This window comes from Acinetobacter sp. RW6 (assembly GCF_041956835.1).
Lineage (GTDB): Bacteria > Pseudomonadota > Gammaproteobacteria > Pseudomonadales > Moraxellaceae > Acinetobacter > Acinetobacter calcoaceticus.
Genome location: NZ_CP167121.1, coordinates 2,465,648 through 2,491,116 on the forward strand (window position 1 = coordinate 2,465,648; position 25,469 = coordinate 2,491,116).

The 25,469-nt window shown below is 40.4% G+C and carries 21 protein-coding genes; 6 read left to right on the forward strand and 15 right to left on the reverse strand.

Annotated features, from left to right (window positions below; genetic code table 11):
• Positions 1-83: 83 nt before the first annotated feature.
• Positions 84-791: a YoaK family protein gene (locus ACB088_RS11685; protein WP_375037042.1), complete on the reverse strand. Its 708-nt coding sequence runs from the start codon at positions 789-791 to the stop codon at positions 84-86.
• Between the two features lie 321 nt (positions 792-1,112).
• Between ACB088_RS11685 and ACB088_RS11690 the strand changes: the two genes are divergently transcribed.
• Entirely contained in the window at positions 1,113-1,388 is a 276-nt protein-coding gene (locus ACB088_RS11690) for a hypothetical protein (protein ID WP_017391749.1), read from the forward strand.
• A 4-nt stretch (positions 1,389-1,392) separates the two neighbouring features.
• Here the strand turns inward: ACB088_RS11690 and ACB088_RS11695 are convergent, their stop codons facing one another.
• The 11 genes from ACB088_RS11695 to ACB088_RS11745 form a co-directional block, all read right to left on the reverse strand.
• A complete protein-coding gene (locus ACB088_RS11695) occupies positions 1,393-1,833 on the reverse strand; it encodes a YbaN family protein (protein ID WP_375037043.1) in 441 nt (146 codons plus the stop codon).
• Positions 1,834-1,861: 28 nt separating this feature from the next.
• The gene (locus tag ACB088_RS11700; protein ID WP_375037044.1) at positions 1,862-2,461 is read right to left on the reverse strand and encodes a biliverdin-producing heme oxygenase; all 600 of its coding nucleotides are present in this window, start codon (positions 2,459-2,461) and stop codon (positions 1,862-1,864) included.
• Positions 2,462-2,493: 32 nt separating this feature from the next.
• Positions 2,494-3,417: an energy transducer TonB gene (locus ACB088_RS11705; protein WP_375037045.1), complete on the reverse strand. Its 924-nt coding sequence runs from the start codon at positions 3,415-3,417 to the stop codon at positions 2,494-2,496.
• Positions 3,418-3,427: 10 nt separating this feature from the next.
• Complete coding sequence (locus ACB088_RS11710) at positions 3,428-4,894, reverse strand: surface lipoprotein assembly modifier (protein ID WP_375038802.1); 1,467 nt, start codon at positions 4,892-4,894, stop codon at positions 3,428-3,430.
• 103 nt (positions 4,895-4,997) lie between these two features.
• Positions 4,998-5,789 carry a Slam-dependent surface lipoprotein gene (locus tag ACB088_RS11715; RefSeq protein WP_002041986.1) on the reverse strand — a complete coding sequence of 264 codons (792 nt, stop codon included), beginning with the start codon at positions 5,787-5,789 and terminating at the stop codon, positions 4,998-5,000.
• A 192-nt stretch (positions 5,790-5,981) separates the two neighbouring features.
• Positions 5,982-9,155, reverse strand: coding sequence for a TonB-dependent receptor domain-containing protein (locus ACB088_RS11720; protein WP_375037046.1), 3,174 nt, complete (start codon positions 9,153-9,155; stop codon positions 5,982-5,984).
• Between the two features lie 139 nt (positions 9,156-9,294).
• Entirely contained in the window at positions 9,295-10,311 is a 1,017-nt protein-coding gene (locus ACB088_RS11725; RefSeq protein ID WP_375037047.1) for a FecR domain-containing protein, read from the reverse strand.
• On the reverse strand, positions 10,312-10,833 hold the full coding sequence (locus tag ACB088_RS11730) for a sigma-70 family RNA polymerase sigma factor (RefSeq protein WP_092707765.1): 522 nt from the start codon (positions 10,831-10,833) through the stop codon (positions 10,312-10,314).
• A gap of 225 nt (positions 10,834-11,058) precedes the next feature.
• The gene (locus ACB088_RS11735) at positions 11,059-14,091 is read right to left on the reverse strand and encodes an efflux RND transporter permease subunit (RefSeq protein WP_375037048.1); all 3,033 of its coding nucleotides are present in this window, start codon (positions 14,089-14,091) and stop codon (positions 11,059-11,061) included.
• Positions 14,091-15,245, reverse strand: a complete 1,155-nt coding sequence (locus tag ACB088_RS11740; protein ID WP_375037049.1) for an efflux RND transporter periplasmic adaptor subunit — start codon at positions 15,243-15,245, stop codon at positions 14,091-14,093. The genes ACB088_RS11735 and ACB088_RS11740 overlap by 1 nt, the downstream gene beginning before the upstream one ends.
• A gap of 11 nt (positions 15,246-15,256) precedes the next feature.
• Entirely contained in the window at positions 15,257-16,675 is a 1,419-nt protein-coding gene (locus tag ACB088_RS11745; RefSeq protein ID WP_375037050.1) for an efflux transporter outer membrane subunit, read from the reverse strand.
• A 97-nt stretch (positions 16,676-16,772) separates the two neighbouring features.
• Between ACB088_RS11745 and ACB088_RS11750 the strand changes: the two genes are divergently transcribed.
• Positions 16,773-17,375, forward strand: a complete 603-nt coding sequence (locus tag ACB088_RS11750; protein WP_056478401.1) for a TetR/AcrR family transcriptional regulator — start codon at positions 16,773-16,775, stop codon at positions 17,373-17,375.
• 132 nt (positions 17,376-17,507) lie between these two features.
• Here ACB088_RS11750 and ACB088_RS11755 read toward each other — a convergent pair whose 3' ends face one another.
• Positions 17,508-18,398, reverse strand: coding sequence for a LysR family transcriptional regulator (locus tag ACB088_RS11755; protein ID WP_375037051.1), 891 nt, complete (start codon positions 18,396-18,398; stop codon positions 17,508-17,510).
• Positions 18,399-18,583: 185 nt separating this feature from the next.
• Here ACB088_RS11755 and ACB088_RS11760 point away from each other — a divergent pair, with 185 nt between their 5' ends.
• The 4 genes from ACB088_RS11760 to ACB088_RS11775 all read left to right on the forward strand — a co-directional run bounded on the left by ACB088_RS11760 (position 18,584) and on the right by ACB088_RS11775 (position 23,444).
• The gene (locus ACB088_RS11760) at positions 18,584-19,528 is read left to right on the forward strand and encodes a dihydrodipicolinate synthase family protein (RefSeq protein WP_375037052.1); all 945 of its coding nucleotides are present in this window, start codon (positions 18,584-18,586) and stop codon (positions 19,526-19,528) included.
• Between the two features lie 171 nt (positions 19,529-19,699).
• Positions 19,700-21,085 (forward strand): MFS transporter, encoded by a 1,386-nt coding sequence (locus ACB088_RS11765; RefSeq protein WP_375037053.1) that lies wholly within the window; start codon positions 19,700-19,702, stop codon positions 21,083-21,085.
• Between the two features lie 78 nt (positions 21,086-21,163).
• A complete protein-coding gene (locus ACB088_RS11770; protein WP_375037054.1) occupies positions 21,164-22,510 on the forward strand; it encodes an OprD family outer membrane porin in 1,347 nt (448 codons plus the stop codon).
• A gap of 649 nt (positions 22,511-23,159) precedes the next feature.
• Positions 23,160-23,444 (forward strand): hypothetical protein, encoded by a 285-nt coding sequence (locus ACB088_RS11775; protein ID WP_375037055.1) that lies wholly within the window; start codon positions 23,160-23,162, stop codon positions 23,442-23,444.
• Between the two features lie 117 nt (positions 23,445-23,561).
• Here ACB088_RS11775 and ACB088_RS11780 read toward each other — a convergent pair whose 3' ends face one another.
• Together ACB088_RS11780 and ACB088_RS11785 are read right to left on the reverse strand one after the other, a co-directional pair.
• Entirely contained in the window at positions 23,562-24,197 is a 636-nt protein-coding gene (locus ACB088_RS11780; protein WP_375037056.1) for a hypothetical protein, read from the reverse strand.
• Between the two features lie 11 nt (positions 24,198-24,208).
• Entirely contained in the window at positions 24,209-25,441 is a 1,233-nt protein-coding gene (locus tag ACB088_RS11785; RefSeq protein WP_375037057.1) for a hypothetical protein, read from the reverse strand.
• Positions 25,442-25,469: the final 28 nt, after the last annotated feature.

The following is a 25,469-nucleotide window of genomic DNA, read 5'->3' on the forward strand; positions in this document are numbered from 1 at the left end:
ATTTCAGCTCAGCTTCCGTTTTCCTTTATTACGGAAAAAAGCCTGAATCACATTTCATTCAGGCCTATTATTGGTGAGTTCAATCAAGCTTGATTAAACTTTTGCTGTGAAGCTAAATAAGAAAAATAAAAAATCGGTAAAATAAACGGCGCCACACTCCAAAAATCAAAATAGACATACAAAATTGCACCCAAGAAAGCACCAATCACAAACCCCACAACAATACTGGCACTTTTGAGTAAACTTGCCCAATTGGCTGCATTATTGTTTTTAAGCAAGTTAGCAATATCAATACCGAGCTGCGTGGTATTGCCTGTCATCATGGTGCTTGGACTAATATTTTTAATGAGCGTTTTGCTTGAAGTATTGCGAATTGCCAAGGCAATTAGACCCAGCCCACCGGTCACTGCAACCGTAATTGCATCTGGATTTTTAAAAGGTTCAAAATAAAGCCCCGCAACCATAAAAGCACATAGAAAGAGAGCTTCAAACAAAAATAAATAAGACAGCGTTTTATGCTTCACCTGACTACGGTCAATCAAAAGCTTGGTAATCACTACAGTCAAAATAAATAGCGGAATAGCTGCGAGCTTAATCCATATTCCCGCGCCTCCTTTAACCCATGCCGCCCCTGCCAACACTAAGTTTCCCGTCACATGCGCGGTAAAGAAACCAAACAACGCAATAAAGCCAATGGTATCAATCGCCCCACCAACCATAGTTAGTAAAACAGGATCTCGACATATTGCCCATGTACTTTCTGTCTCTTTTTTAATTGGGGTGTCTGCCATAAAAAATATCCTATTAAATTAAAATCTTAAAGCAATTAAGTTGTATATAAATGATTTAAAAATGAATAATGCTTAAACGTTTATGAAAGCAAAAAATGATGTAAAAAAATAGGGTGTGTAATGTCGTAACACTGTCTTTAAAATAGCAACAATCAAAATTGTCTACTTTAAGGACAATAAAACAGTGATCATCTTCAAATCAATTTGACCTCTAAAACAGTTCTAACTATGATGAAGCCGCAAGTTGATATCAACTGATTTTGAACCTGAAAAAGTTATGCCAAAATATGGATAATGAAAAAAACAATCACGAGTAGATATATGTCATTTTATAATTATTCAGTTTTTCTAGGCGGATTATTATTTGCATCTATTGCCTTTGCAGGTCAGAAAAATAATGCTCAACGTGATTTCTATTTAAAATGTATGGCAGCAGGTCATAGCCGTGCAAGTTGTACATGTATTTATCATCGCTTAGAACGTCAATATTCCCCTAAACTGATGCTTAAACTTGGAAGCTTAAGTTTACAAAGCCCCGAAGTACCACGTGATTTTGTAAAAACAATGAAGCGTACTATGCAACAGTGTCAATCATAAATCTTCAATTTTTTAACCACATCCAAATTAATACCCCAGCCATACATAAAATTGCTGGATAGACAAACCACGGATGTGGAATGGTCCAAATCATAAGAACAGCCGCCAAACTCATACTTACTGTAGAAATATATTTTGCCTTTTTAGGAATACGCCGATGTTCTTGCCACTCGCGAATGAGTGGACCAATATAACGATGATTTCGAAACCATTGATGAAGTTTTTCAGAGCCTCGAGCCGCAAAGAAAACAGCCAAAATTATAAAATCGACGGTGGGTAAACCCGGAATAAAAATACCCAATATACCAAGCGCAATACATAACCAAGCCAAACCAATAAACACCCAGCGCGCCCAAACAGAACGGGCAAGCTTACTGACTGGTTGAGCTGGTACTAACGACTGCTTATGCTTTACGATCACATTTACTTGATTGAGTTTGTCCATACCGAGTATGCCCTTTATCCACTTTTTACTATTTCAATTCATCAAGCTGATCAAGCGCCTGACCAAAATATCCAAATGCATCTAAAGCACCTTGTACAACACGATCTTGCTGGGTCTGGTCGAAACCTGTTTCGTCGAGTGATTGCACAAAACGTTTCCAGACTTTAGCGCGCCCTTCGGGATAGGCTGCCAAATTACGCGCAGCAAACGTTTCAGAAAACCCTAAATGTTTTTGGGCCTCTTTAAATAAAAATGCAGCCCCTAAGGTTGAACCTTCAGACACGTAAATCCAGCCTAAAGCTTCGGGTAGCTGTACGTTTTCACTGTGTAATCGCTGTCCGTTAGGTTGAATACCTAAATCATTTAAATCGGCAAGTGCTTGTTTTGAGCGGCCGCGAATATCAAGGTCCGGAATCAGTCCTGCCACACCCTCTTTCTCAAAAAGATGTTCAATTTCGCGCTGAAAGTAATATTGAGACAACGTAAATTGTGCGTATTTTTCTTTACTTGAAAACACCTTTGCTTGTGACATTAATTGATGCATACGTTCATGTTCAGCAGCGGTTTCTTGTTTCAAACGTAAAGACAAGCTGTTACTCATGATTTGTTCTGTAGATGAGTTCATCATCTTTCTCCTGCAAAATGGATATCGCTCATCGGTTAACGGCCCCGATTAAGTTTGAGTTGGACTGGAAAATCCACAACAATGGTCACGGCGCGACCGTTAATTTTGTGGGGTTTAAATCTGGATTTACGTGCAGCTTGCATGACCCGTTCATCAAGGCTGGCAATGCCCGAACTTTGACGTAATTGAATGTCAATCGGCTGCCCTTTTTCATTAATGCGAATACGAAGCTCAACCAAACGATTTTGTTGTTTTAACTCGCGGTCATCATAGTCAAGCCCGCCAAAACTCAGCACGTCCACACTACTCACCTGAACAACGTCATCGTGTTCAACTTGAGTGCTAGGTGCTTTGGAATATTCTTGCTGCGTTGCAGGTGTTTTAACGCCACCACTTTTGGTTGTGCTGCTGGTGTTTTCTAGCAAGCGCTCTCTTTGCGTTTGTTCAAGAGCGGTTGAACTCAGTTTTTTATCAGTATGGGCCGCTCGCCTTTCTATAGGCTGCACTGGTTGAGACGAAGCTAAATTGTTTAAACTCGTTTTTGGTTGTACTTGCTGTTTATCACTTAAATTATTTTGCACCACCTCTTTAGAAGCAGTTTTTGACGCTAATGTTTGAACATTTTTAGGCGAGTTTTTTGATTCTTCAGGTATAGAGGATACCGAACTATTTAACGTAGATTCCGGCGCTAAACTTTTTTCGATAGGCTTACTTTCAGTCTGGTCAGGTGATGGCTTTTTAGCAGGTGCCAATGACACAAAACTTACTTTTAAAGCATCTACTTTTGGTGATGTCGCAAAAGTATAGGGTTCAATTAAATGGCTCAGCATCCAGACAACAAACACATGCAGACCAATCACAACAGCTACGGTTAAGCACTTATAAAAATGCTTCGGCCCTTGTGTGAAAGGCAGTTTGCCCATTGGCTCATGTGTAGGGAATAAAGATTTTGATTTCATGGATTATTCCCTAAAAACGATGCTCAAGCTTGAAGCTAATGTTGTGTTTATCGTAGGAATACAGCCAATCGACATTGCTTTTATTATGGTTATAGCGATAGGTTAAATTAGGCGTCATGCCATAAAACTCAAAGCGCGGAATTTGCATAACAAAGGTATAATTCTGTTCAAAATCATGACGACGAGCTAAGAAAGTTTCTGCGTATTTATCAAACTGACGCCAACGATAAGAACTCAGTAAAGTGGTATTAAATCCTGTGCTCCAAGATTTGCTTAAGCCCAACCGCACACCTTGCTGTTGGTAGGCAGCTACATATTTTTCTTGTGCAGAATGGTCGACTACATCTAGACCACCAAAAACAGTCCACTGGTCTGGAAAAATCTTCCAGAAAGTAGCAAAAGCTGAATTTTCTATACCATCAAAGCTTTTATATTTCTGATAATTAAAATCTTTTCTTTCGGCTTCAAGCTTGAAGGCTTTATCTGCCGAGATAAAATGCATCCACTCAGCACGCGCGCCCCACGCATTGTAAAGACCATCATTGCCATAACGTTTATGTTCAAATAGCGGACTCACCCCAATTTGATTTTTTAAGTCAAAGTAGCTGTAGCCTGCATTAATGTTAATGGTAGATTCATTAAATGCCGCGTGGTCGTTATAGGACTGTCCAAACGCCAGCGCACGTAAAGCCACACCATGATGCCCTTCAATCGCATAGCGTTTAATCAGACTGGCTTCGTAATCTAAACCCGTTGCTGACACAGGTTTAGGACTATCACGAGTAACTTTCTGAGACCCAATAATCTTACCGTCCTTATCTGTCTGATAGCGTATCCATGTTTTACTCTGTTCAGAGGAACTATTTAGATTACTGACATAGGTGTAGCCAGCTGAAACCGAGCCTTGCCAAGAGTCTCGTTTTTTAAGCGCCTGAACAAAGGTATTCACCGTGGTTAAAACTCCAGACGGGATTACCGCAGGGTCACTTTGTTTAAGTTTGTCTTGAATGGAAATAAAAAGGCGTGCTGCTTCCTTATTCTTCTGTTGTTCAAACAGCACGCGCGCTAACTCAAGTTCACAAATTAAATTATGAGGTTGTTGTTTTAGGCTGCTTTGAAATTTTTGTTCAGCCAATTTCAGTTGACCCTGAGAACGTGCAACTGCCCCTTCGGCAAAGTCGGTTAAAGCCCGATCATAGCCAACATATTTCTTATAATGTTCTAAATAAACCGTGGCTTTGAGCCACTGTTTTTGCATGACTGCCAAATATAATGCCTTGGCAAGATCATTCTGGTTTTGTTCAACACTATATTCTTGTCCATTAATTTGAAGTTTGGGTAATTGCTCGGTACTACGAATGGTTCCCTGTTCGTGAAACTGGCGCTGTTCTTGTAAAAGCGTTTGGTCCAAACTTTGATTGAGACGAAGCTGTGTGTCTTCGTCGGCATATGAAAATGGACAACTCAACAATGTCAGAGAGCACAAAAGCGTTCGTTTCATAAAACAATAAACCTGAAGCAACCAAGCAAAAACCTAAAAAACAAAAGGAACCTACATGTGTAGATTCCTTTTGCATTCATTAATTTTTAGCACCGCCAAATGCAGTGTTGTAAGACACGTTATCAAACTGGGCAATACCCGCTAAAGCCGAAGCATTTGCACCGAAGAATTGACCTTGAACCACCCCAGAGTTGTCCACCCCAGCCGTACCATTAGCCGTTGCCAAACCTGCAAATGCCGCAGTACCCGGGTTAAATGCCACACCATCTAGGCTTAATGATGAAACAGCCGTACCTGTTCCGGTAAGTGTTCCTTCAAGTGTGCCCGCGCCATAGTTTGCCGTGAACGTACCACTTAACAAATTGCTTCCAGAACCATTAATCCCTGCAACGGTATAAGTTGCAGTACCCGCAGTTGGAACAGTGGTATTGGTGTTATCACCCGCATAGTAAACGGTATGGCTCGCACTTGCCGGCGTGTCGCCCGCTTTCCACCATTCACCAAAATAGACTTCCTGTGTGCCCACCTGACCAAAGTTAAAATTACCTAATGCACTGTGTGAAGGTGGCATTGCAGACACTGGAATATGCGAAATATTAAAGGTTTTGCTGCCAACCGTTACATTGGTATTACTCGTTCCCTGAGCAGCAAAAGCCTGAGCCAAACCTTTTAACGAACTAAAACCTGTAAAAGCGTTATATGGCGCACCCGCAGCTTGAACCGACACCGCTGCTACACCACCCGGATGGCTTGCATTGGCAGCAGCACCGATTTTGATGTTACTTTCATTACTCGAAATACCATCAATCCCTGCATAAGCAAATGCAGTTGAACAAGCAACGAGACCCAAGAACAATTGAGAGATTTTCATTTGTTGTTACTCCATCTTTTTAGAACTAAGTTATTGTTTAATTTAAAATAACGATTTCGCTATTTTTTAGTTTATTGAGTAGGCTCAGTTGCAAACCTACTCGGACTTTTTTGTAAATAATAATCATTCATCATTATTATTTACTGTTACCTGACTCCCCTTTTATGTATGTGTGAGGGAATCAAATTCTGTTTAAAATTTGGTGGTCCAACTAATTTTCATCGTTCGGCCGGGTGCGGCCATGGCGCTACGGGTTAAAGGATCGATATAAAACTGGTTAGAAAGATTACTGCCGACAAACTCAACCGTGTTGTAGTCATCGACCTGATAACGTGCATAGGCATCAAAAATCCATGTGTCATCCCACGCCAAAGGCACATTGAGGTAATAGCCTTTATTGACGCTAGCATCATTGTTTTTACGTAGTGGACTTTCGTAAGCTTTATAGAATGTTGCACGTGCACCGAGCTCAAGCTTTTCATCTAAAAAGCGTGCGCCAAGCAAACCATGAAAACTCAGTTCAGGTGTGGCCATGGTCACTAAATAACCATTTGGGAAACCGTCATCAACACAGCGCTGATACGGTTCACGAAACTCAAGGCCCTGCTCGGTTTGAACCGTGCCGCCTAAAATCATTTTGTTAATGGCACTATTGGTGTCACACACTTCATTTTTTAAGTTATAGGCCACGCTTAAGTCTGTGAAGAAACCACCATTATCAAAACGGCTTTGTAGCTCTAGACCTGACAGTTTCTGTTCATCCATATTGGTAAAAATAAGGTTCTGATCACGCTCAATCACATTTTTGGTTTTGTTATAGTAATAGGCGAGCTTAATGTCGGCATTGCGTGCCGTGCTGAACCAATCACGCATGTCATAGACATAACCCACTTCGTAGTTAAAAGCGTGTTCAGGTTTGATTGCTTGATATGGCAACATGGCAGAAAAACCAATGGTGCTTTCAAACAAACTTGGTAAGCGATATTCCTCTGCATAGCGTGCATAGATTCTGCTGTTCGGCGTCAGATGAATTGAGGCACCTAACTGCGGTGCCCAGCCGCTATCTTTAACTTTGTCGGCAGACTCAACTGGAACTTGGTCTACCACTGACATAAAGTTCCCGCCAGTTACGACATACTTTTGTCCAGAGGCATTGAGCTGGTTTAACGGATTATCGGCAAGCGACAATTGCCCGTTTGCATCTGCTTTCCAGCTCAGCGTATTTTTCTGTGACCAGATCATGTTATACAACGTGCTCTCTGAGGCAGGCACAGTATCGAGCTGTCCATCCCAGCCCGGATTTTTTGTGGCATAACGCTGCTTTAAAACATTGATTAAACGCTGCTGAGTCGAGGTGTAACTCTCAGGCATGGTCTGATATTCAAAGGTATATTCTTTAAGCTTCGCTTTTTTGGTAAACAGCGGATTTAAATTCGGGTCAATCTCGCTCTGCAAAGACTTATTTAAAAAGTCATCAACAGCCCAATATGAACGATAACGCATGCCCGCATCAAAACTTAACCAAGACAGTGGTCTATAATTAAAATTAAAGTCAAAAGTTTTCTCCTCACGGCGCCCTGCTCGCGGCAATGCCTGATAAAGCGAATAACTTGGGCCAAATTCGCCATATATATCATCGGACGTTAGTTTTTCTTTTAAGAAACTTCCACCGAGGGTCAAATCAAGCTGGTCTAATAAACGGGCTTTATTACTGACCGTAATGCCTTTACGCGTATTGTCTGAATGGCTTAGCGCCGTGTTAATAATGGTGTTATCTCGAAAATCGATTGTGGTTGGCCAGCCACCACGTGTGTAGGTCTGGCTTTCGGTGTCGGTTTGCCAAATGTTGGCATAGAAATCAATCCAGCGATTATTCTCAGGTTTAAACTTATATTCGAGGCTATAAGCTTTAGAGTGAATATTGCTTAAAGGCCACTGCGGAACACCTAAGTCTGGTGTAATTCCCCAAACAATACGAGACGGCATAATTTCACCAAAAATATTTTTGGTATCTCGGTAAGTTAGTTTAAGGGTCTGATTATCGGTTGGACGATAGGTCCCTTTTAATAACCAGGATTCCATATGACTTGAGGTGTTGGGAACTTCATCACCTGGTTGATAGGCATAGGCAAAGTAAGGAATAAAGTCGAGGCTACTGTCTGGTGTCGCTCGTTTATAGTAGCCCGCGCCATGTGTCCCCGAAAAATAATTGCCGCGTTCACGTACCGCATAAACTGCCAGTAAATCGAATTTATCTTGCTTGGTTGCAATTGCCAGTCGACCTGCCAAGTCGTCGCCCGAAAAATTAGAGTTATCACTTCTGGTACGGTTCTTTTTATAAATATCGGGGTCGTATTTTGCCCCGTTCATATCAATCCAAGGCGTTGTGTTATCGTAATTTTGGCCTACTTTACTTATGTCTGGCAAAGATGGATCGATTGAGTTGGTTGAGCCTTCTACTTTTAACTCTGCACCAAAAGACTTACCTGGACGAACAATGTCATCGGCCTCTAGCGTTTTAACCACCACACCGCCGCCAACAGAAGTTGTGGTATTGCGCTCTAAAGATGGGCCTTTAATGACTTCAATGCCCGCAATGAGATTGGGGTCGATATAGTTTCGGTTGTTTACCCCGTTATAGCCACGCCATACGGCAATTGACTGTTCGGTGCCATCAATAGTTAAAGGCACACGACCAACGCCCTGCACACCACGTACACTTGGGTCGAGTGCGCCACTGTTACGGGCATCGCCGCTATAAACTCCCACCATGCCTTGTAAAACATCGGCTGGGTTGGTTCCTTTAAAGCGTTCGACATAGTCTTTGCCCGCATAAACCGAAGAACGGTTTGCATCATAAACTTTGTTATAGCCTTCTGTGTCGCGGTCTTCTTTGCCGTATACCACAATTGGCGTGAGTCGTACCGATGCATCTTCTTCAATTACGGCACTACTTGGCGGTAGGCTAGCGGCCTGAACCTTAGATGAAGTGACCCGTGGTGTAGATTTTTTGCTGAGCGTGTAGCCCTGCCCAACCTTTACAGCATTAAATTCGGTTGCTTTTAAAAGTTGCTCAAAACCTTGCTCGACAGCAAACCTACCTTTTAAGCCTAGACTGTGTAGCCCTTGGAGTTGCTGGGCATCCATTGCAATTGAAGTACCCGATTGTTCGGCAAACTGATTCAGTACGTTAGCAAGACGGCCCGCAGGAATGTTATAGCTTTGAACTCCGGCTGTTTGTGCATAGGCCTGCTGCATAGGCAGCGTAACAAGCCCACCCATCGACACAGCATGTATCGCAAACGCCAGTGTTGAAAATCGAAAAATCGATCGATTCCGCTTTTGCCCCGTTCCCACTTTTTTCATTTGCCCCGCCCCAGTAAATCGTAATAAGAATCATTCAACACAACAAATTAAAATGATCCATATTTATTGCTTCTACTTACTATGACGAATGACTTTCAAAAAAGTGGAACCTAAAATTGAAAATAAATTTAATTTTTTATTATTTTAATGAAACCATCACCACAAAAGGCGTGATTTGCTTAATTTTCAGGTCTGGAAAAACCGTAGCCAAAAGCTTAAGCGACTCTGTGGTTTGGTCTAAAGGCAATACTGCATTGACCCGCACATGTTGCAGCGCAGCATCATTAAAAATAATCTTGCCTTTGTAGTTACGGTCTAGCTCTTGTAGCACTTGATTCAGCGGCAGGTTTTCTACCATGAGTTGGTGCTTTTGCCATTTTTGTTGTTCGTTATAAACATTCAGTGCAGGCAGTTTTTGTACGCCATTTTGGTCCATTTTAATGGCTTGCCCCGCTTCGACAATAGCCTGACGAGTAGTATGCAATTGGGTCTTTTTAACCTGTGTAGCTTCTACTTTTACCTTTGAGTGGACCATTTTGAGTTCGGTTGCCGAAGGGTCATAACTGACACTAAAAGCTGTGCCGAGGGCCTGAATTTGCCCATGACTGGTTTTGACCAAAAATGGTCTGGTCTTATCTTTAGCCACATCGACATAAATTTGCCCCTGCACCAACTCAACCACTCGCTGGTTGGTTTTAAAATCAAGATTGACCGCACTTTTGCCACGTAAAATTAGACGTGAACCGTCTGGCAAGGTTTGCGTGGTCCACTGCCCAGATTGCCCTTGAATGTCGGCAGTAACATAGGCCACTGTGGTATCGGTTAAATAAAATAACGCCCCACTCATGGCAACAAACACGATGGCAAAAGCTGTTCCTGCGCGTAAATGTTTATAGGCTTTGCCTGAGTTTAAGCCAGCTTTAAGGGCAACTTTGGTGACTTTTTTATGTCCGCTGGTTTGGGAAAGTTTTTGAATTGACCCGATACATTGCTCAATATCAGCAGCCACTTGGCAGTGTTGCTCACTGGTTTTTTTCCACTCTTCAAATTTTTGTTTAGCGGTTTTTCGTGAGCTTTCATCATCTGAACTCAGTTGAACAATCCAATGCGCGGCTTCTTCAACCAGCTGGTGATGTTTGCTTTTATCCATGGCCATTTAAATGCAAGCGTCCATGTCTTGTCGGTTTTGGTAGCATTGAATTAAACAACTCGCCAAATATTTTTGAATCATTTTGGTCGACACATTTAATTGTGCCGCAATTTCTTTATGGGTATAGCCTTCGAGATAATGCAAAATAAAGGCTTGCTGTGCTTTTTCGGAAACCCCTTCGAGTGCTTTGCAAAGCTGGTTAATCGCTTGAATAATTTGCATTTGGTCTTCGGGTGAAGCCACCGCTTCAAGCATATATTCCATTTGACTCAAGCCATCTAAATAGGCCTGTTCAATGCGTTTACGGCGCACTTGGTCAATCAGTAGATTTTTAGCAATCGAGGTTAAATAAGCACGCGGTTCCTTAATGCCAAATAGCTCGTCTCGGGTTTGTAGCAGTTTAATAAATGTGTCCTGAACCAGATCTGCGGCCTGATCAGTATTACCTAATTTTTGTCTCAACCATTGGTGAAGCCAGCTTTGGTGACTTCTATATAACTGATCTACAAGCAAAGAAGTTTTGTTCACAGCAATTGGACTCAAAACAAGGAACCCACAAATGATAATAATTATCATTTAAACAAGTCAAGCAATAATTCAAGTAAAACTTAAATCACTGTTTAATAAATTGAATTAATTGCCCATATAGTCCTAAAGTAACCTCTTTTTCATATATAGCTTGTAATGATTCATTCTCTACTAAACCGTTAACAAAAGTTTGAAAAAGATTTAATAGAGATTAAGCATTAATAGTTAATTTTTTAAGGCTGCAATTTTTCTTCTAAACCACATCAATAAATCATCAATGTAGGTAAAGACCACAGGCACAACCAATAGACTTAATACAGTCGATGTTAACAAGCCACCAATCACCACAATAGCCGTTGGTTGTCTAAAACTTGGTTCAGCACCTAACCCTAAAGCATTAGGCATCATTCCCATCCCCATGGCTAAAGTTGTCATAATGATTGGACGAGCACGTTTAGAACAAGCATCCATGACTGCTTCAAAACGAGAACAATTCTTTTCCCGTCGGGCAATAATCGCGTAATCCACTAACAAAATTGAGTTTTTGGTCACAATCCCCATTAGCATTAAAATACCAATGACAACAGGCATAGAATAAGGCAAACCAAAAATGTAGAGTGAAACAAATGCACCACCTAACGCTAAAGGCAATGCTGAAAGAATCGTAACGGGTTGCATGAAGTCATGAAATAACAACACCAAAACAGCATAAACACAAACAATTCCGATAAAGAAAGCAAGACCAAAACCTTGCAGCATTTCACTCATACGTTGCGTTTCACCTTGCTCAACCAATTTTACCCCTTGCGGTAAAGTCTTAAGTGAAGACAGTTTCATTGCCTCATTTTGCACTTCACCTGTCGCTAGACCATTAAGCTCTACAGATAAAGTAATATTACGCAAGCGATCAATACGGTTAATCTGTGAAGGACCACTGGCAATATCAATTTTTGCAACGCTACCTAATGCCACAGTTCCATTTGTTCCTTTGACTCGTAAGTTCGCAATGCTATCAAGATCATGACGTAGCTCCGGATTCATACGTACTCGCATGGCGACCTGACGCTGGGACAAATTCAGTTTAGGTAAACCTGATGAATATCCTCCATAGGTTGCATAGCGTATGGTATCTGCCAAGGCTTCTGAGGTTACGCCAAATGAAGCGGCTAAGGCTTTATCAGGATGGATCTGAATTTCAGGCTGCTCAATTGCAGCATCCGAACTGACGTTGCCAATTCCCTTTAATGTTCTTAACTGATTTTCTACATTGTGAGCAGTCTGTGTTAATAAATCAGGGTTATCACTGGCTAATGTTAATTCGAGTTTTTCACCACTATTACCGCCCCCTACAGTCACTCGTACACCTGAAAGTGCTTTTAACTTTTCTCGAATTTTCTGTTCTACAGCCACCTGCTTAAGCTCTCGCTCATCACGTGCGACCAAATCTACTGTTAAAGTTGCACTGGTGACATCATCACCGCCGACTGACATAAATACATCTTGGACTTCCGGCAACTTTCGAATAATCACATCGGCCTGTTGTGCGGCAGCATTGGTTTCATTCAAGGTTGAACCAGGCTGTAATTCCAATTTGACACTAGATTGCGATTTGTCTTGGGCAGGCAGAAAAGAAACAGAATTTTGTAAACCCACAACTACAGTCAATAGAAAGAAGCCTGTCGCCAGTAACATGGTTGTCTTACGGTGCCCTAAGGTCCAATGAACGAGTGATTTATAGGTGGACATCATTCGCCCATCTTTTTCTTCGTCTTGATTCTGTTCACGAGGAGGCTTTAAAAGATAAGCTGCCATCATTGGGGTAAGTAAACGAGCAACTAATAGCGAAGCTAAAATGGCGACCGATGCAGTAATACCAAATTGTTTAAAAAACAAACCTGATATCCCGCCCATAAATGCTGTAGGTAAGAAAATTGCCACTAAGGTCAAAGTTGTAGCAATAACCGCTAACCCAATTTCATCTGTTGCTTCCATTGCTGCGTCATAGGGAGTTTTACCTTGCCGCAAATGCCTTTCAACATTTTCAACCTCAACAATCGCATCATCTACTAAAATGCCGACCACAAGAGATAATGCCAATAAGGTAATCATGTTTAAGGAATAATCTAGTAAATACATGGCTCCAAAGGCAGGAATAATCGATAAAGGTAAAGCAACCGCAGAAATTAACGTTGTTCGCCAGTTTTTTAAAAATAGCCAAACCACCACAATTGCAAGAAATGCGCCTTCATAAAGCATGTCCATTGAACCCTGATAATTATCTTTAATCGGGTCAACTGTATTACTTGCTTCTTTAATCTTTACTTCAGGGTGTTCTTTTTGAAATTTGCTAATAGCAGCTCTTGCCCCATCAACAACACTCACATCAGAAAAACCTTTAGATCGTTTAATCTGGAAGCCAACCGTAGCTTTACCATTTTGATAAGCTCTTGAGGTCAGATCTGAATAACTGTCTTTAATCGTCGCAATTTCATCGAGTCTGACATAACTTCCATTGGACAATGGGATGCTAATTGCCCCCACATCTGCAACATGGTTAACCGTTGCCAAAGTTCTAACCGACTGGCGCTCTCCACCAATACGTCCCTGACCACCAGATGCATCTTGTTGCATTGCTTTGAGTTGAGTCGATACATCAGAAGGCATGACTCCCATTCCTGCCATCAGGCTAGGGTCAAGTTCAATCTGCACTTCACGGTCAAGTCCCCCAACACGGCTAATGGTATTTACACCTTTAACAGCCATGAGTGCTTTGGTCACATCATTATCAACAAACCAAGATAAATCTTTAGCATCGTAACTATCAGATTCAATGGTATAGGTGAGTAAGGCTGAATTTGAGATATTTACTTTGGAAATTGTGGGATCATTCATGCTGCTAGGTAATTCTGCGCGTACACTATCTACAGCATTACGAACTTCCGAAAGCGCCTCTTCACCATCTTTTTCCAGCTCAAAACTCACCGAAATCGTTGCCTGACCATCCGAAATCATGGTCGTGATGTGATCCAGTTTGGTTAAAGATGTTAATTTATCTTCAATTTTTCTGGCCACTTCAGTTTCCAGTTGTTCTGGCGCCGCGCCCTCTAAGCTGGCTGAAATCTGAATAGTGGGTAAATCCATATCTGGCGTATCTTGTACCCCCAGATGATAGAAGCCGAATAGACCCAATACCGTTAAAAAGAAAAAGAGTAAAATAGCGGGAACTGGATTTTTAATTGACCAAGCAGAAACGTTCATTATGGCGCTCCTACTTGTGGTTGTGACCCATGTTCAACAGACTTTTCAGAAGACAAAATCTTAACTTTGACTCCTTCTGATAAAAATGCGCCGCCCTTCTCTACGATGTGTGCATTGCTTGCCAGCGCTGATAAAATTTCAACATCCTGCCCCACACGTCGTCCTGTTTCTACGACTACACTTTTAACCCGTTGGTCCTGACCAACCAGATAAATATATGAACGTCCATCTCGCATTACGAGTGCAGATTGAGGAATAGTATTTGCCTCACTTTTTCCTACACTAATTTTGCCATTGGCAAACATACCAACATGCGCATTTCCAGAATTTAGACTGACATAGAGACTAGAACGTCCAGTGCTGTTCGATAAAGCAGGACCTATGCTTCGAACCACACCATTTAATTGCTGACCATTGGATAAAGAAAGATTCACTTTCTGACCAATTTGAATTGAATCAATTTGCTTGGCATCCACTTCAGGGTGCCACTCCAAACGTCCCTGACGAATCATACGGTACAGCTCAGTTCCCGAACTGACGACATTCCCCAATACGGCGGACTTTGAAGAAACCACACCATTATCTATGGCGTAAATCTGGGTTTGCGATCGTTTTAATTGAGTACTGTCTACGTCTGCTTGTGCAGAAGCGACACTCGCTTGAGCTGACTCTACATTAATACGATATTCTTCTAATTGTTGATCAGATAACGCACCTCCCGCTCCAATAATTTTAGCGCGCTTCAAATTCGATACTGCTTGTTGCAGGCTGACCTGATTTTGACGAAGATTGGCTTGTTGCTTACGCAAATCGGCATTCAAACTGTCATCTGCCAGTTTAAGCAAAAGCTGACCCTTCTTTACATGATCACCCACATCAACATAGAGCTGTGCAATTTTATATCCACTAATCTCGGGGCTAACGATCATTTCCTGCCAAGCCGCAATGGGGCCAGTCGCATTAATGGTGTTTTCCCAAATTTGAGTTTTTGGAGAAACTACCTGTACGGATAAAACACTTTGCTCACTCTGGACAGAATCATTATTTTTATTTTGTGTTGGTTTTTTAATGAATAGCAAAAATATTGCGACTGCAATCAACATAATCACAATGACGATTATCGTCCATTTTTTCAGTCGTATCGCTTTGTTCATGATGCTAATCCTTAAAAATTAATGTCTTTCAAACTTGTCTCGGGTTGAGTGACGACGGCATTTTTTTGCCAGCCGCCACCCATTGCCTTGTACAAAGCAATCCATTGCTGTACGCGGCTGGTTTGCAATTCAATTTGACTCATTTGTGCTGAAAGTGAGGAACGTCTTGCCGACTCCAAATCCAGTAAATTGGTATTGCCCGCTTTCCAACTTAATTGCAGCGCATTAAAGTAATTTTCATACTCTCGAACAGAGTTTTCTGATGCCTGTTCTTGGGCCGCAATCGAATTTAGCTGTACTAAGGCTTGCTCAACTTCACTCACTGCCGATCTCACCCCAGATTGATAATCTGCAATTGCAGACACATAGGTGGCTTTGGCACTTTCTACCGCAGCTTTTTTCTGACCTGCATCAAAAATGGGTAAAGATAGAGCTGGTCCAAATGACCATGAAGCTGCCGATGTTCCGCCCGTTAAAACTGTGCTGATTACACCTGTTAATGAAAGGCTCGGATAACGATCAGCTTGAGCAGAGCCAATCTCTGCATAAGTGGCATAAACCTCACGTTCTAATGCGGCAATATCAGGGCGATGTTGCAACATCTGTGCAGGAACATCTGAAACATTAAATAAAGCTGGCTTTGGTAAGCTTTTCGACTTTCCACTATTGAGTAACGGACGTAATGCGGTTTCTTGCATGCCCGTGACCTGTACCAGAGTTTTTACCAATAAATCACATTGCTTCTGTTGGTTAAGAAGATTCATCTGGGTACTCGCAAGATTGGCACGCGATAAAGCGCCATCCATGGGTGCAGTAAACCCTGCTTTGACCATTTGAGAATTTGCTTGTTCAGTTTTTTGCATCGATTGCAGTTCATTCTGATAAACCGCAACCAATAATTCACAGGACCGATATTGCACGTAGTCATCTGCCACTTCTGCTGCAAGCGAAATGCGGGCATCATGCCAATCATCTTGTCGGGCTTCGATACGAGACTGAGCGGCTTCATTCTGTTTTCGGATCTTGCCAAATAAATCAATTTCCCATGAAGCATCTAAACTGCCCGTTCCCTGATTAGAGACTTGGCCATCTTTCGCTCTTTTGGCGGAGGCACTGCCAGTCAAAGAAGGAAATAAACTGGCCTTTGATGTGGTTAATGTTGCCCTTGCCTGTTCAATTTTGGCCCATGCTTTAAGCAAGTTAGGACTATTGTCTTGTGCTGTTTCAATCAATTGCCCTAAAACCGGATCATTAAACTGCGACCACCACTGTGTCAGGTCATCAACTTTATGATTTGAGTTAGGGGTATTTTGTGACCAGACACTTGTAATCTGAGATTTGGGAGACTGATAAGACGAATAGTGCATACAGCCAGCAAATATGAAAGGAATGGATGAATACAACAGCAATGAATAAATTTGGCGGTTCATGCGAAAAGATAACTAAACTAGACGGTTTAGTTTAGTTTGACGAAATTTGATTGTCAAACTTACAATAGCCCCCTTGGCTTTATAGGAAAAAAACTTAATGGCAAAAGTAAAGAGTGAAGCAACCCGTAACATCATCCTTGATGCCGCTAGTCAAGTTTTCCAATTAAATGGGTATGAAAGCTCCACCATGGATGCCATACGAGATGTAGCTCAGGTTTCTAAAGCAACGCTATATAGTCACTTTGCGTCAAAAGCAGAATTATTTATTGAAACACTTCTACGTGAAGCAGAAGCCAATTTTAATGATGAAATGCTAAAACTTGAGCAAAATCCCGATAATTTAAAAAATCATCTCACTATTTTGGCTTCTAACATGATTCGTTCAGCCTATTCTACAAATGGCTTAGCCATTAGAAGGTTACTGATCGCAGACGGTAGACAGAATAACTTAGGAAAAAAATTCTATGAACGAGGACCTCAAGGAGCCAAGGCTTTTATGGCCTCTATTTTGCAAAAAGCGATGGATGATGGCTATTTAAAACAAGCAGATGCAGAAATAGCAGAATGTCACTTTAGAGCTTTAGTAGAAGCTGAATTTGTCGATATTTTATATTTTGGTTTAGACATTCCTTTAACAGAAGAATGGATTAAGGCAGCAAGTGAACGGGCAATAGAAACTTTCTTCAAAATTTATAAATAACACATTACTTTAGAAATGATTTAGTAGAACTTCTTACACTCCAAGAAGTTCGCTATAACACTTTTTCAATGACTTAAAAAATTGTAGATTTATCAATATACTTTAATTTTTCAAACCTAAATCATCACCCGCTTAAAGCAAATGAGCCAAATTTTTAATTTCTTCCATTACCGCCTTACAAGCAGGCGTTAAATAACCATGTTTAGAAATAGACAAAGAAATATAACGCTTCAGTTCGGGCTTAATAATTTTTGCTGCTTGAATTGAAGTGTATTGGCTGGCCTTTTTTAAAGCTTGCGGCCCAAGCATAGTATAAATGCCAGATTCGGCAACCAAATGAGTCTGTAAACTAATCGAGTCAGCTTCAAACACAATATTCAGCTCTACCCCATTTTCATAAGCCATGTGGTCTAAAAAGTTTCGCCAGTTACTTGGCCTGCAAAACGTGACCAGCGGTAACTGATTTATTGCTTTAAAGTCGACTTCATTTGCCTGAGTGAGCGCATCTCCTTCACAACCGATCAAGTAAGTATCGGCTTCGGTAAGATAGACATCACCCTGTTTAGGTGTCGGGTTAAACCGATAGAGTATGGCTAAGTCGACGCTGCCATCTTCAAGCCATTTTTCTAAATGCACCCCTTGCCCTTCACGCACCGACAGTTTAATTAAGGGATATTTTTGTTGAAGCACTTTGTACAAAGTCGATAACAACGGATGTGCAGTAGACGGCAAACTGGCAATACGAACCGTACCAATGGGTGTATCGGTCGAGTGCAAAATTTCATTATTGAGTTGGTCGGTCACGTTCAGCCATGAACGAATTTTAGGAAGTAAATGCTGACCTAAATCGGTAAGCTCAACACCGCGTCCAGTTCGGTTAAACAAACGGCCACCACATTGGGCTTCAAGCTCATTCATTTGCCGACTTATTTGCGGCTGGTTGGTGTTATGCAGCATCGCGACTTTGCTTAAGCTACCGAGTTCCACCGCGTCTAAAAATATTTTCCATAAATCATAATTCATCGATTCTTCCTAAATCGTAAACTAGCACTTTTGAGCTATACATTTTCAGTATAACTGAAATTCAAGAATTGGTAATTCCTACATAGCTCGCCTATTTCTATACTCCAATCATGTTCTCTACAACACGATTTAAATCAGATTAAGAACCAGAGAATATTTAATTACACTGTATAGGAAGTACGATTATGAGTTTAGATTTACGTGGATTAACCCCAGCACCTGTGACTCCTTTTACCCGTGACGGACAAGTAGACCATGATGCAATTCAACGTTTAGGTTCATGGTTAGGCAGTATTGATGGTGTGAAAGGCTTGGTTGTTCTTGGGCATGCAGGTGAAGGAACATTCTTGTCGCAAAAAGAACAAATGCAAGTCATCGAAAGCTTTGTTAAATCGGTAGATGACAAAATTCCGGTAATTGCAGGGATTACACTCGAAGGTACTTCGGTTGCAGCAGAAGAAGCAAAACGTGCAGTCAGTGCTGGTGCTTCGGCAGGTTTAATTTACCCTTCACATGGCTGGTTGCGTTTTGGCTATCAAAAAGGCGCACCACAAGACCGCTATAAAGCAATTTATGAAGAAAGTGGTTTGCCATCTATTTTATTCCAATATCCCGATGCAACGAAGGCCACTTACGACCTAGAAACTCTACTCGACATTTCTGCACAGCCAGGCGTGTTTGCCATGAAAAACGGTGTGCGTAACATGCGCCGCTGGGATGTAGAAATTCCTATTATTCGCCGTGAACGTCCAGACTTACAGATTTTAACGTGCCACGATGAATATTTGCTTCACACCATGTTTGATGTAGACGGCGCTTTGGTTGGCTATGGCAACATTGCCCCTGAACTTTTAATTGAAATGATTAAAGCAGGTAAAGCCAAAGATTACGCCAAAGCGCGTGCACTTCACGACCAACTTTTACCAGTGACTCGCAATGTCTATCACCGCGGTTCACACATGGAAGGTACGGTCGCGCTTAAACATGCACTGGTTGCTCGCGGAATTTTGGACCATGCCACTGTGCGTTCGCCATTGCTTCCACTAGCAGAAGGTGCTGAGCAAGAAATTCATGATGCGATGCGTCAAGCCGGAATTGGCAAGGTCGATTTAACCCAAGCCGTTGCTTAAATTCTATTCGGGCTAGCATGTACGCTAGCCTTTTTTTCCTGTACGCTGCCTGAGGCCAAACATCGGGCATGTCATTTAAAAATAATAATAAAAAGCATGCAAACTGTGGTGAACAGGTAGTGCGAAATAGAACAACAAAACTACGAGGAATGTAGTGATAAGGAGATAGAGATGACAAATCTAGCGGATGTAGAACCAATTAGTCATCATCAAAAAAATGCGGAAATTATTGCAAGACTCGAACGGCTTCCTGTAACCGGACGTTTGCAATTTATGCGAATTACCATTGGTATAGCGACCTTTTTTGACGCTTATACTGTTCTTGCGATTGCCTTTGCTTTACCCCAACTCATTACCGAATGGCATCTTACCCCTGCCTACGTCGGTGCGATTATTGCCGCGGGCTATGTCGGTCAACTGGTCGGTGCCATCTTTTTTGGTTCACTTGCCGAAAAAGTCGGTCGTTTAAAAGTACTGTCTTTTACCATTTTACTGTTTGTGGCAATGGACATTTCTTGCCTGTTTGCGTGGAGCGGAATGTCACTATTAATTTTCCGTTTCTTACAAGGCATAGGAACAGGTGGCGAAGTACCTGTTGCGAGTGCCTATATTAATGAGTTTATTGGTGCAGAAAAGCGCGGGAAGTTTTTCTTGCTCTATGAAGTTTTGTTCCCACTCGGTCTTATGTTTGCAGGCATGGCAGCATTTTTCCTGATGCCAATTTATGGCTGGAAAGTCATGTTTATTGTGGGTCTAGTTCCATCTTTACTGGTGATTCCTTTACGGTTTTTCTTGCCTGAGTCACCACGTTGGCTTGCTTCAAAAGGCCGTTTTAAAGAAGCTGATAAAGTTGTCAAAAGCTTTGAAGACGGTGCCATTAAAAGCGGTAAAACTTTGCCTGAACCAGTGGTTAAAGACATTAACCCACAAGGCATGGCAAAAACTGACTGGCGTGAGCTGTTCCAAGGCATTTACCGCAAACGCACCTTTACCCTGTGGGGCATGTGGTTCTGCGTCTATATGGTGAACAATGCCATGGTGACTTGGCTGCCATCTCTCTACAAACAACATTTTGGTCTATCGCTTCAAACCAGTTTAGGTTATGGCTGGATTACCTCGGGCGTGGGTGTGATTGCCTCTATTATCTGTGCGTTAATGATTGATAAAGTCGGCCGCCGGCCTTGGTACAGTGCAGCATTTTTCTTGGCAATCATTCCACTCATGAGCCTCTCAATTTTAGGTGCAAAATCGGCGATGGAAGTTGTGATTTTAGCAACGCTGAGCTATGCCATTTTGCAGACCATTTCATTCTCTTTATACCTTTACGCTGCCGAACTTTACCCAACTCGCCTACGTGCGATGGGCATTGGTTTTAGTACAGCTTGGCTACGTGCTGGCTCTGCAATTGGACCTGTGATGGTCGGTCTGGTGGTTGGTGGTTACGGCATTCAATATGTGTTTAGTGTACTGGCAGTTGTAGCGCTCATTGGTGGCCTTGTGACCTTCTTCTTTGCCATTGAAACCAAAGGCCAAGTGCTCGAAAAACTCTCTCCTTAATTCATCCATTTCATAAAAAGCTTGCCTAACTTCAACGTTAGGCAAAGGGCTTATTCATGCTTAAAAAAGGAATTTAAAATGAATAAATATTTGCTATGGGGCTGTATTGGTTTAGGCAGTGTGAGCAACGCTTATGCAGAGCTTCCTCAAGAATTTGGCAAGTTAGAATTAAAACTTAACACCCGTTACTGGAACGATGAAGGTACTGCCCACCCTACGCTTGCCAACCCTTCGCCTTCGTCGAGTGAATACGAACAAAGTGCATTAGGGCTTGAGTTAAATTATCAGTCACCTTACATGTGGGACTGGCTTGGAGTGGATGGCTCACTCTATGCAGTCACCAAGTTATTTGACTCTGGCAAACCTAGCGCTCAGCTTTTAGAGGTCGAAAATAATGGCAAGCTTGATCAAAACTTTGCAACTTTAGGGCAGCTCTACATTAAGGCAAAACTCGGCGATAAAGGTGAAATTAAATTAGGCCGCCAGTTGCAAGACTCGCTGTTACTTAAAAGCACCAATAACCGCGCGGTGCCCGACACTTTTTCGGGTGCGAGTGGTCAGTTTCAACTGAATGATCAGCTACAGACTTACATTGCTTACTATGATCGCTGGAAACCGCGCAGCATGGATTCGTTTGAAAAACTGGTGACTGAAAATGACGAGCGCATTGATTATATCGGTTTGCTCGGTGCCAAATATCAGTACAAAAACTGGAGCGTGAATGCCGAATATTTAAATAGCAAAGATTATTTAAAAAAGTACGGAGCGATTGCTCAATATAAATTGCCCTTGCATGGTCTTGTGTGGACATTTAACACAAGCGCTTTTTTCTCGCGTGACGATGGCAAGCTGTTTAAATGTGGTGCCGAAAGCGAGCTGGACTGTGTCAAAGGTCAAGACATTAACAACCGTGGGAATGGTTATTTTGTCGATGTAAATGTAGCCAAAAATAACCTCGAAGGTGGCATTGCCATTTCAAAGTTTGATGGTTTTTGGATTGAAGATAACTTTGCCGTACACTCCGCCCGCAACTCAGTTTTGACGCAAGACCACGGCACCAATCCGTTTCCAACCTCTGCAACCATTGGCCCCGACTTTACCAATAACGATGAAACCGCCGTTGCCCTTCGGCTGAAATATAACTGGAAAGACTATGTGAAAGGTTTAAAAACCGAGGCGAAGTATATTTATGGCTTTGGCGCTCACCAAAGTAACATCAGCAGTGATATTGAAGGTAAAGAGCGTTACTTTGATTTTACGGTGAGTTATGCCTTGCCGTGGGTGAAAAACTTAGATGTGCGTTATTCATTTTTGCATTATGAGTCAAAGTTTGAAAATGCAAACCTAGGTGAAAAAATAAATGGTATGACGCGTAAAGATTGGGACCAGCATCGTGTATTTATTAATTATCGTTATACATTTTAAGAACAGTCTAAACGTTTAGTTTAACTTTATTATATTTATTAATTCACCGATTTAAATAGATTAACTTTTGAGTTTAATTAAAATATAAATTTATATTTAAATTTTTTATAATATTTTATTTAAATTGAATTGACCTGTTAAAAACTTATGATTATTATGGTCTCGCTGGCCTACATTGCCAGTCGGTTTTGACAGACCGAGTATACAGCGTATCAGGTATAAATACTCCCTGAGTATGAGACTTGTGCGCAACTTGCACCTCCCCCTTACCGTTGCGGTAGGACGGGAGGGGGACGCGCTTGCGCGTGCTGGTTTGTATACCCAGTCTGTCAACCCTCTTCCGTTCTACCACCATAATCAATTGACGGTGAGCTTTGGTGGTAGAGCTCCATAAATTCTAGGAGTTGACCATGACATTTTTTATATTAATCCCCTATCCTCTCTTGTAATTTTATTTATTTAAAATTTAGGCTTTCTCTCACCTAAAATATTTTAAATTTATAAATACTTTTAATTTAAAAAGTTTAATCATTTTATTTTCCTGTTTTTATGGATGGGTTAACTATTACCTAAAAAATGATTTTAAGACTTTTAATATAAGCGGCTTATTTTTTATTAATAACTTAGTGAAAATTATCACGAGAATAATATGAAACTTTATAAACCTATTTTGGCTTTAAGCCTTTTGATAGGCGATTACGGTGTTTCTGGTTGTGACATTCAGAATCAGCAGGATTTTGAAGAAATTTGCCTGTCGGGTGGGCACACTCAAGCCAGTTGCGACTGTATTTACCAACGGCTTGAACAAGTGTATTCGCATAAACTCATGCAACGTCTAGAACATGTCAGTTTGCAAAGTCCTGCTCTCCCACAGGACTTTGCCCCTACTTTTTTTAGTGTGATGCGGCGGTGCGATAAAGAAGACATGGGCTAAGCGTTTGGCTTAGCTCCTTTATCTCTGTGTCGCAATGGTGGATGACTTTAGATCAGCGCAAAAAATTAAAGTTCTGTTGTGGCACGGGGGCCTGTAATATGAGAAAATAACTCTTCACTAGGAGCTAGTTTTAGAAATATACTTAACATTAAGTTTTTCATAAATTTTTAATGCAGAATCTGCACTCCAAAAGAAAAACCATATAACACTTATACAAATAATAAACAGTGCTAATAAAAATAAAAATCCTATAGAATAAACAGTCGCATCGACTTGGATAGGATTAACGTATGGAAGCCAAGTCAGTATATAAACAAATACATCATTTATATAAAGTATACCTAAGCTTAAGAAATACATAATTGCCAGAATAACATTAATTTTTATCAATTGTTTTTTAGTGAAATTTGTTACTAAATTAGGGGTATCTTCGATTAATTCTACCCTTATGAACTTTCGAGCAGTTATAACTTCCTCAATTACTGTAAAGAAACGCTGAGGATAATGCTCAATAATATAATCTACTTCATAATGTCCTACTTTATCTGAACCAACTAATAGTTGTGCAGCACAATCTTTTTCAATTTCAGATAATTCTTTTTGATAATATTTATTGACATAATTTTTAATTTCTTCAACTCTTTTTGAAAAAAATTTGCGTCTATGAGTAAAACGTTTAGATTTATCTAACCAGACAAAAAGAGGAGCTATAGCCAAAAAAAATGGCAATAATTTTAGAATAGAGTCAATCATATTTCCCACTTTTATTTTAAATTTAAGAAGCCTATAAAATCAAAATTATAATTACTTTGTAAAAGCAAAATTAGTGTAACCAAAAATAATATCAAAGCTGCTAATATTGAAAAATACATTTTTATTTTAACAAAAAAAGCACTTCTATCTAGCTCATCTTTAATAATAGTTATCTGCATAGACTCACATTCAAATTTTATAGATAAATTACTAAAGATACTTTCATAATCTCTCATCAAAGCTATCAATATATTTCTTTGCCCCCAAATATTCATAATTAAAATAATTACAAGAATAAAAACTGTTATCAAAACAATATAGTTTTTCAAAAAATCCACCATAGGGTTCTGAGAACTTAAAGCTTTTATTTGAGCAATAGCAAACCACATAGCTGCAGGTATAGCTAGCATTTTAGTTGCAACAGAATCAAAAGATTCATTCATTTTCTTAATATATTCGGTTCTTTTTTCCAGATATTCTTTTCGAACTTTATCAAAACTATAATTTTCAGTATAGCTTTGATAGCTTAAAAGTATATTTGAAAGTAATGCATTAAAATTTCGAATTAAATAACCTGCTCTTTGTTTCTCTTCTATATCTTTAACAAATAATACGACTTCTTTGCACATTAAGTTTATAATAGCTTCTTGATGCAGGTCTCTTTTTCTTAAATTTTCAAGTGTAGTAACATCAATTTTATAATCTAAATCTGCTTCATTAAATAAGAATATAAACTTTATAGGGCGCTGGTAAAAAATTGTATTTGGCCAGCTATTAGTGCTTTCTGATAAAAAACTGATAAGTTCATAAATTTTATGTAAATTTAAATAGTTTTTAAATCTTACATTAGACGTATTTTCATCAAAATATTCCTGATTTATAATAAAAAATAGACTTTTTATTGGCTTCCTAATAGCATATTCTGATTTTAGTAATTCACACCAATTATTACATATTGCATAATCAAAATTGTTAGATAAATCACTTGTATGTAAAGTAATTTCACATCGAATGTTACTTTTAAAATATTTTTCCTCAATATCATCTAAAGCAACCCCTCCTATGCTCTCCTCATCTATTACACATTCTACACTACTATCAGCAAGCCCTTCATTGGCTAGCTGCTTAATTTTATTTAGACTATCCTGATCTAAAGATAACCAACCTGTAATTTGGTCATGACTAATCTCTCTATCATTTAAAGATAGAAAAATTTCACTAAAAATTTTAGCATAGTCAATCATTTATATAGTCTTTATCTCTACAGGAAAT

Bases quoted from the DNA above. Each gene is read 5' to 3' on its own strand.
- ACB088_RS11715 (WP_002041986.1), bottom strand. From the start codon at position 5,789: ATGAAAATCTCTCAATTGTTCTTGGGTCTCGTTGCTTGTTCAACTGCA.
- ACB088_RS11750 (WP_056478401.1), top strand. From the start codon at position 16,773: ATGGCAAAAGTAAAGAGTGAAGCAACCCGTAACATCATCCTTGATGCC.
- ACB088_RS11775 (WP_375037055.1), top strand. From the start codon at position 23,160: ATGAAACTTTATAAACCTATTTTGGCTTTAAGCCTTTTGATAGGCGAT.
- ACB088_RS11725 (WP_375037047.1), bottom strand. From the start codon at position 10,311: ATGGCCATGGATAAAAGCAAACATCACCAGCTGGTTGAAGAAGCCGCG.
- ACB088_RS11705 (WP_375037045.1), bottom strand. From the start codon at position 3,417: ATGAAATCAAAATCTTTATTCCCTACACATGAGCCAATGGGCAAACTG.
- ACB088_RS11720 (WP_375037046.1), bottom strand. From the start codon at position 9,155: ATGAAAAAAGTGGGAACGGGGCAAAAGCGGAATCGATCGATTTTTCGA.
- ACB088_RS11785 (WP_375037057.1), bottom strand. From the start codon at position 25,441: ATGATTGACTATGCTAAAATTTTTAGTGAAATTTTTCTATCTTTAAAT.
- ACB088_RS11765 (WP_375037053.1), top strand. From the start codon at position 19,700: ATGACAAATCTAGCGGATGTAGAACCAATTAGTCATCATCAAAAAAAT.
- ACB088_RS11745 (WP_375037050.1), bottom strand. From the start codon at position 16,675: ATGAACCGCCAAATTTATTCATTGCTGTTGTATTCATCCATTCCTTTC.
- ACB088_RS11735 (WP_375037048.1), bottom strand. From the start codon at position 14,091: ATGAACGTTTCTGCTTGGTCAATTAAAAATCCAGTTCCCGCTATTTTA.
- ACB088_RS11740 (WP_375037049.1), bottom strand. From the start codon at position 15,245: ATGAACAAAGCGATACGACTGAAAAAATGGACGATAATCGTCATTGTG.
- ACB088_RS11760 (WP_375037052.1), top strand. From the start codon at position 18,584: ATGAGTTTAGATTTACGTGGATTAACCCCAGCACCTGTGACTCCTTTT.
- ACB088_RS11755 (WP_375037051.1), bottom strand. From the start codon at position 18,398: ATGAATTATGATTTATGGAAAATATTTTTAGACGCGGTGGAACTCGGT.
- ACB088_RS11780 (WP_375037056.1), bottom strand. From the start codon at position 24,197: ATGATTGACTCTATTCTAAAATTATTGCCATTTTTTTTGGCTATAGCT.
- ACB088_RS11770 (WP_375037054.1), top strand. From the start codon at position 21,164: ATGAATAAATATTTGCTATGGGGCTGTATTGGTTTAGGCAGTGTGAGC.
- ACB088_RS11700 (WP_375037044.1), bottom strand. From the start codon at position 2,461: ATGATGAACTCATCTACAGAACAAATCATGAGTAACAGCTTGTCTTTA.
- ACB088_RS11690 (WP_017391749.1), top strand. From the start codon at position 1,113: ATGTCATTTTATAATTATTCAGTTTTTCTAGGCGGATTATTATTTGCA.
- ACB088_RS11685 (WP_375037042.1), bottom strand. From the start codon at position 791: ATGGCAGACACCCCAATTAAAAAAGAGACAGAAAGTACATGGGCAATA.
- ACB088_RS11695 (WP_375037043.1), bottom strand. From the start codon at position 1,833: ATGGACAAACTCAATCAAGTAAATGTGATCGTAAAGCATAAGCAGTCG.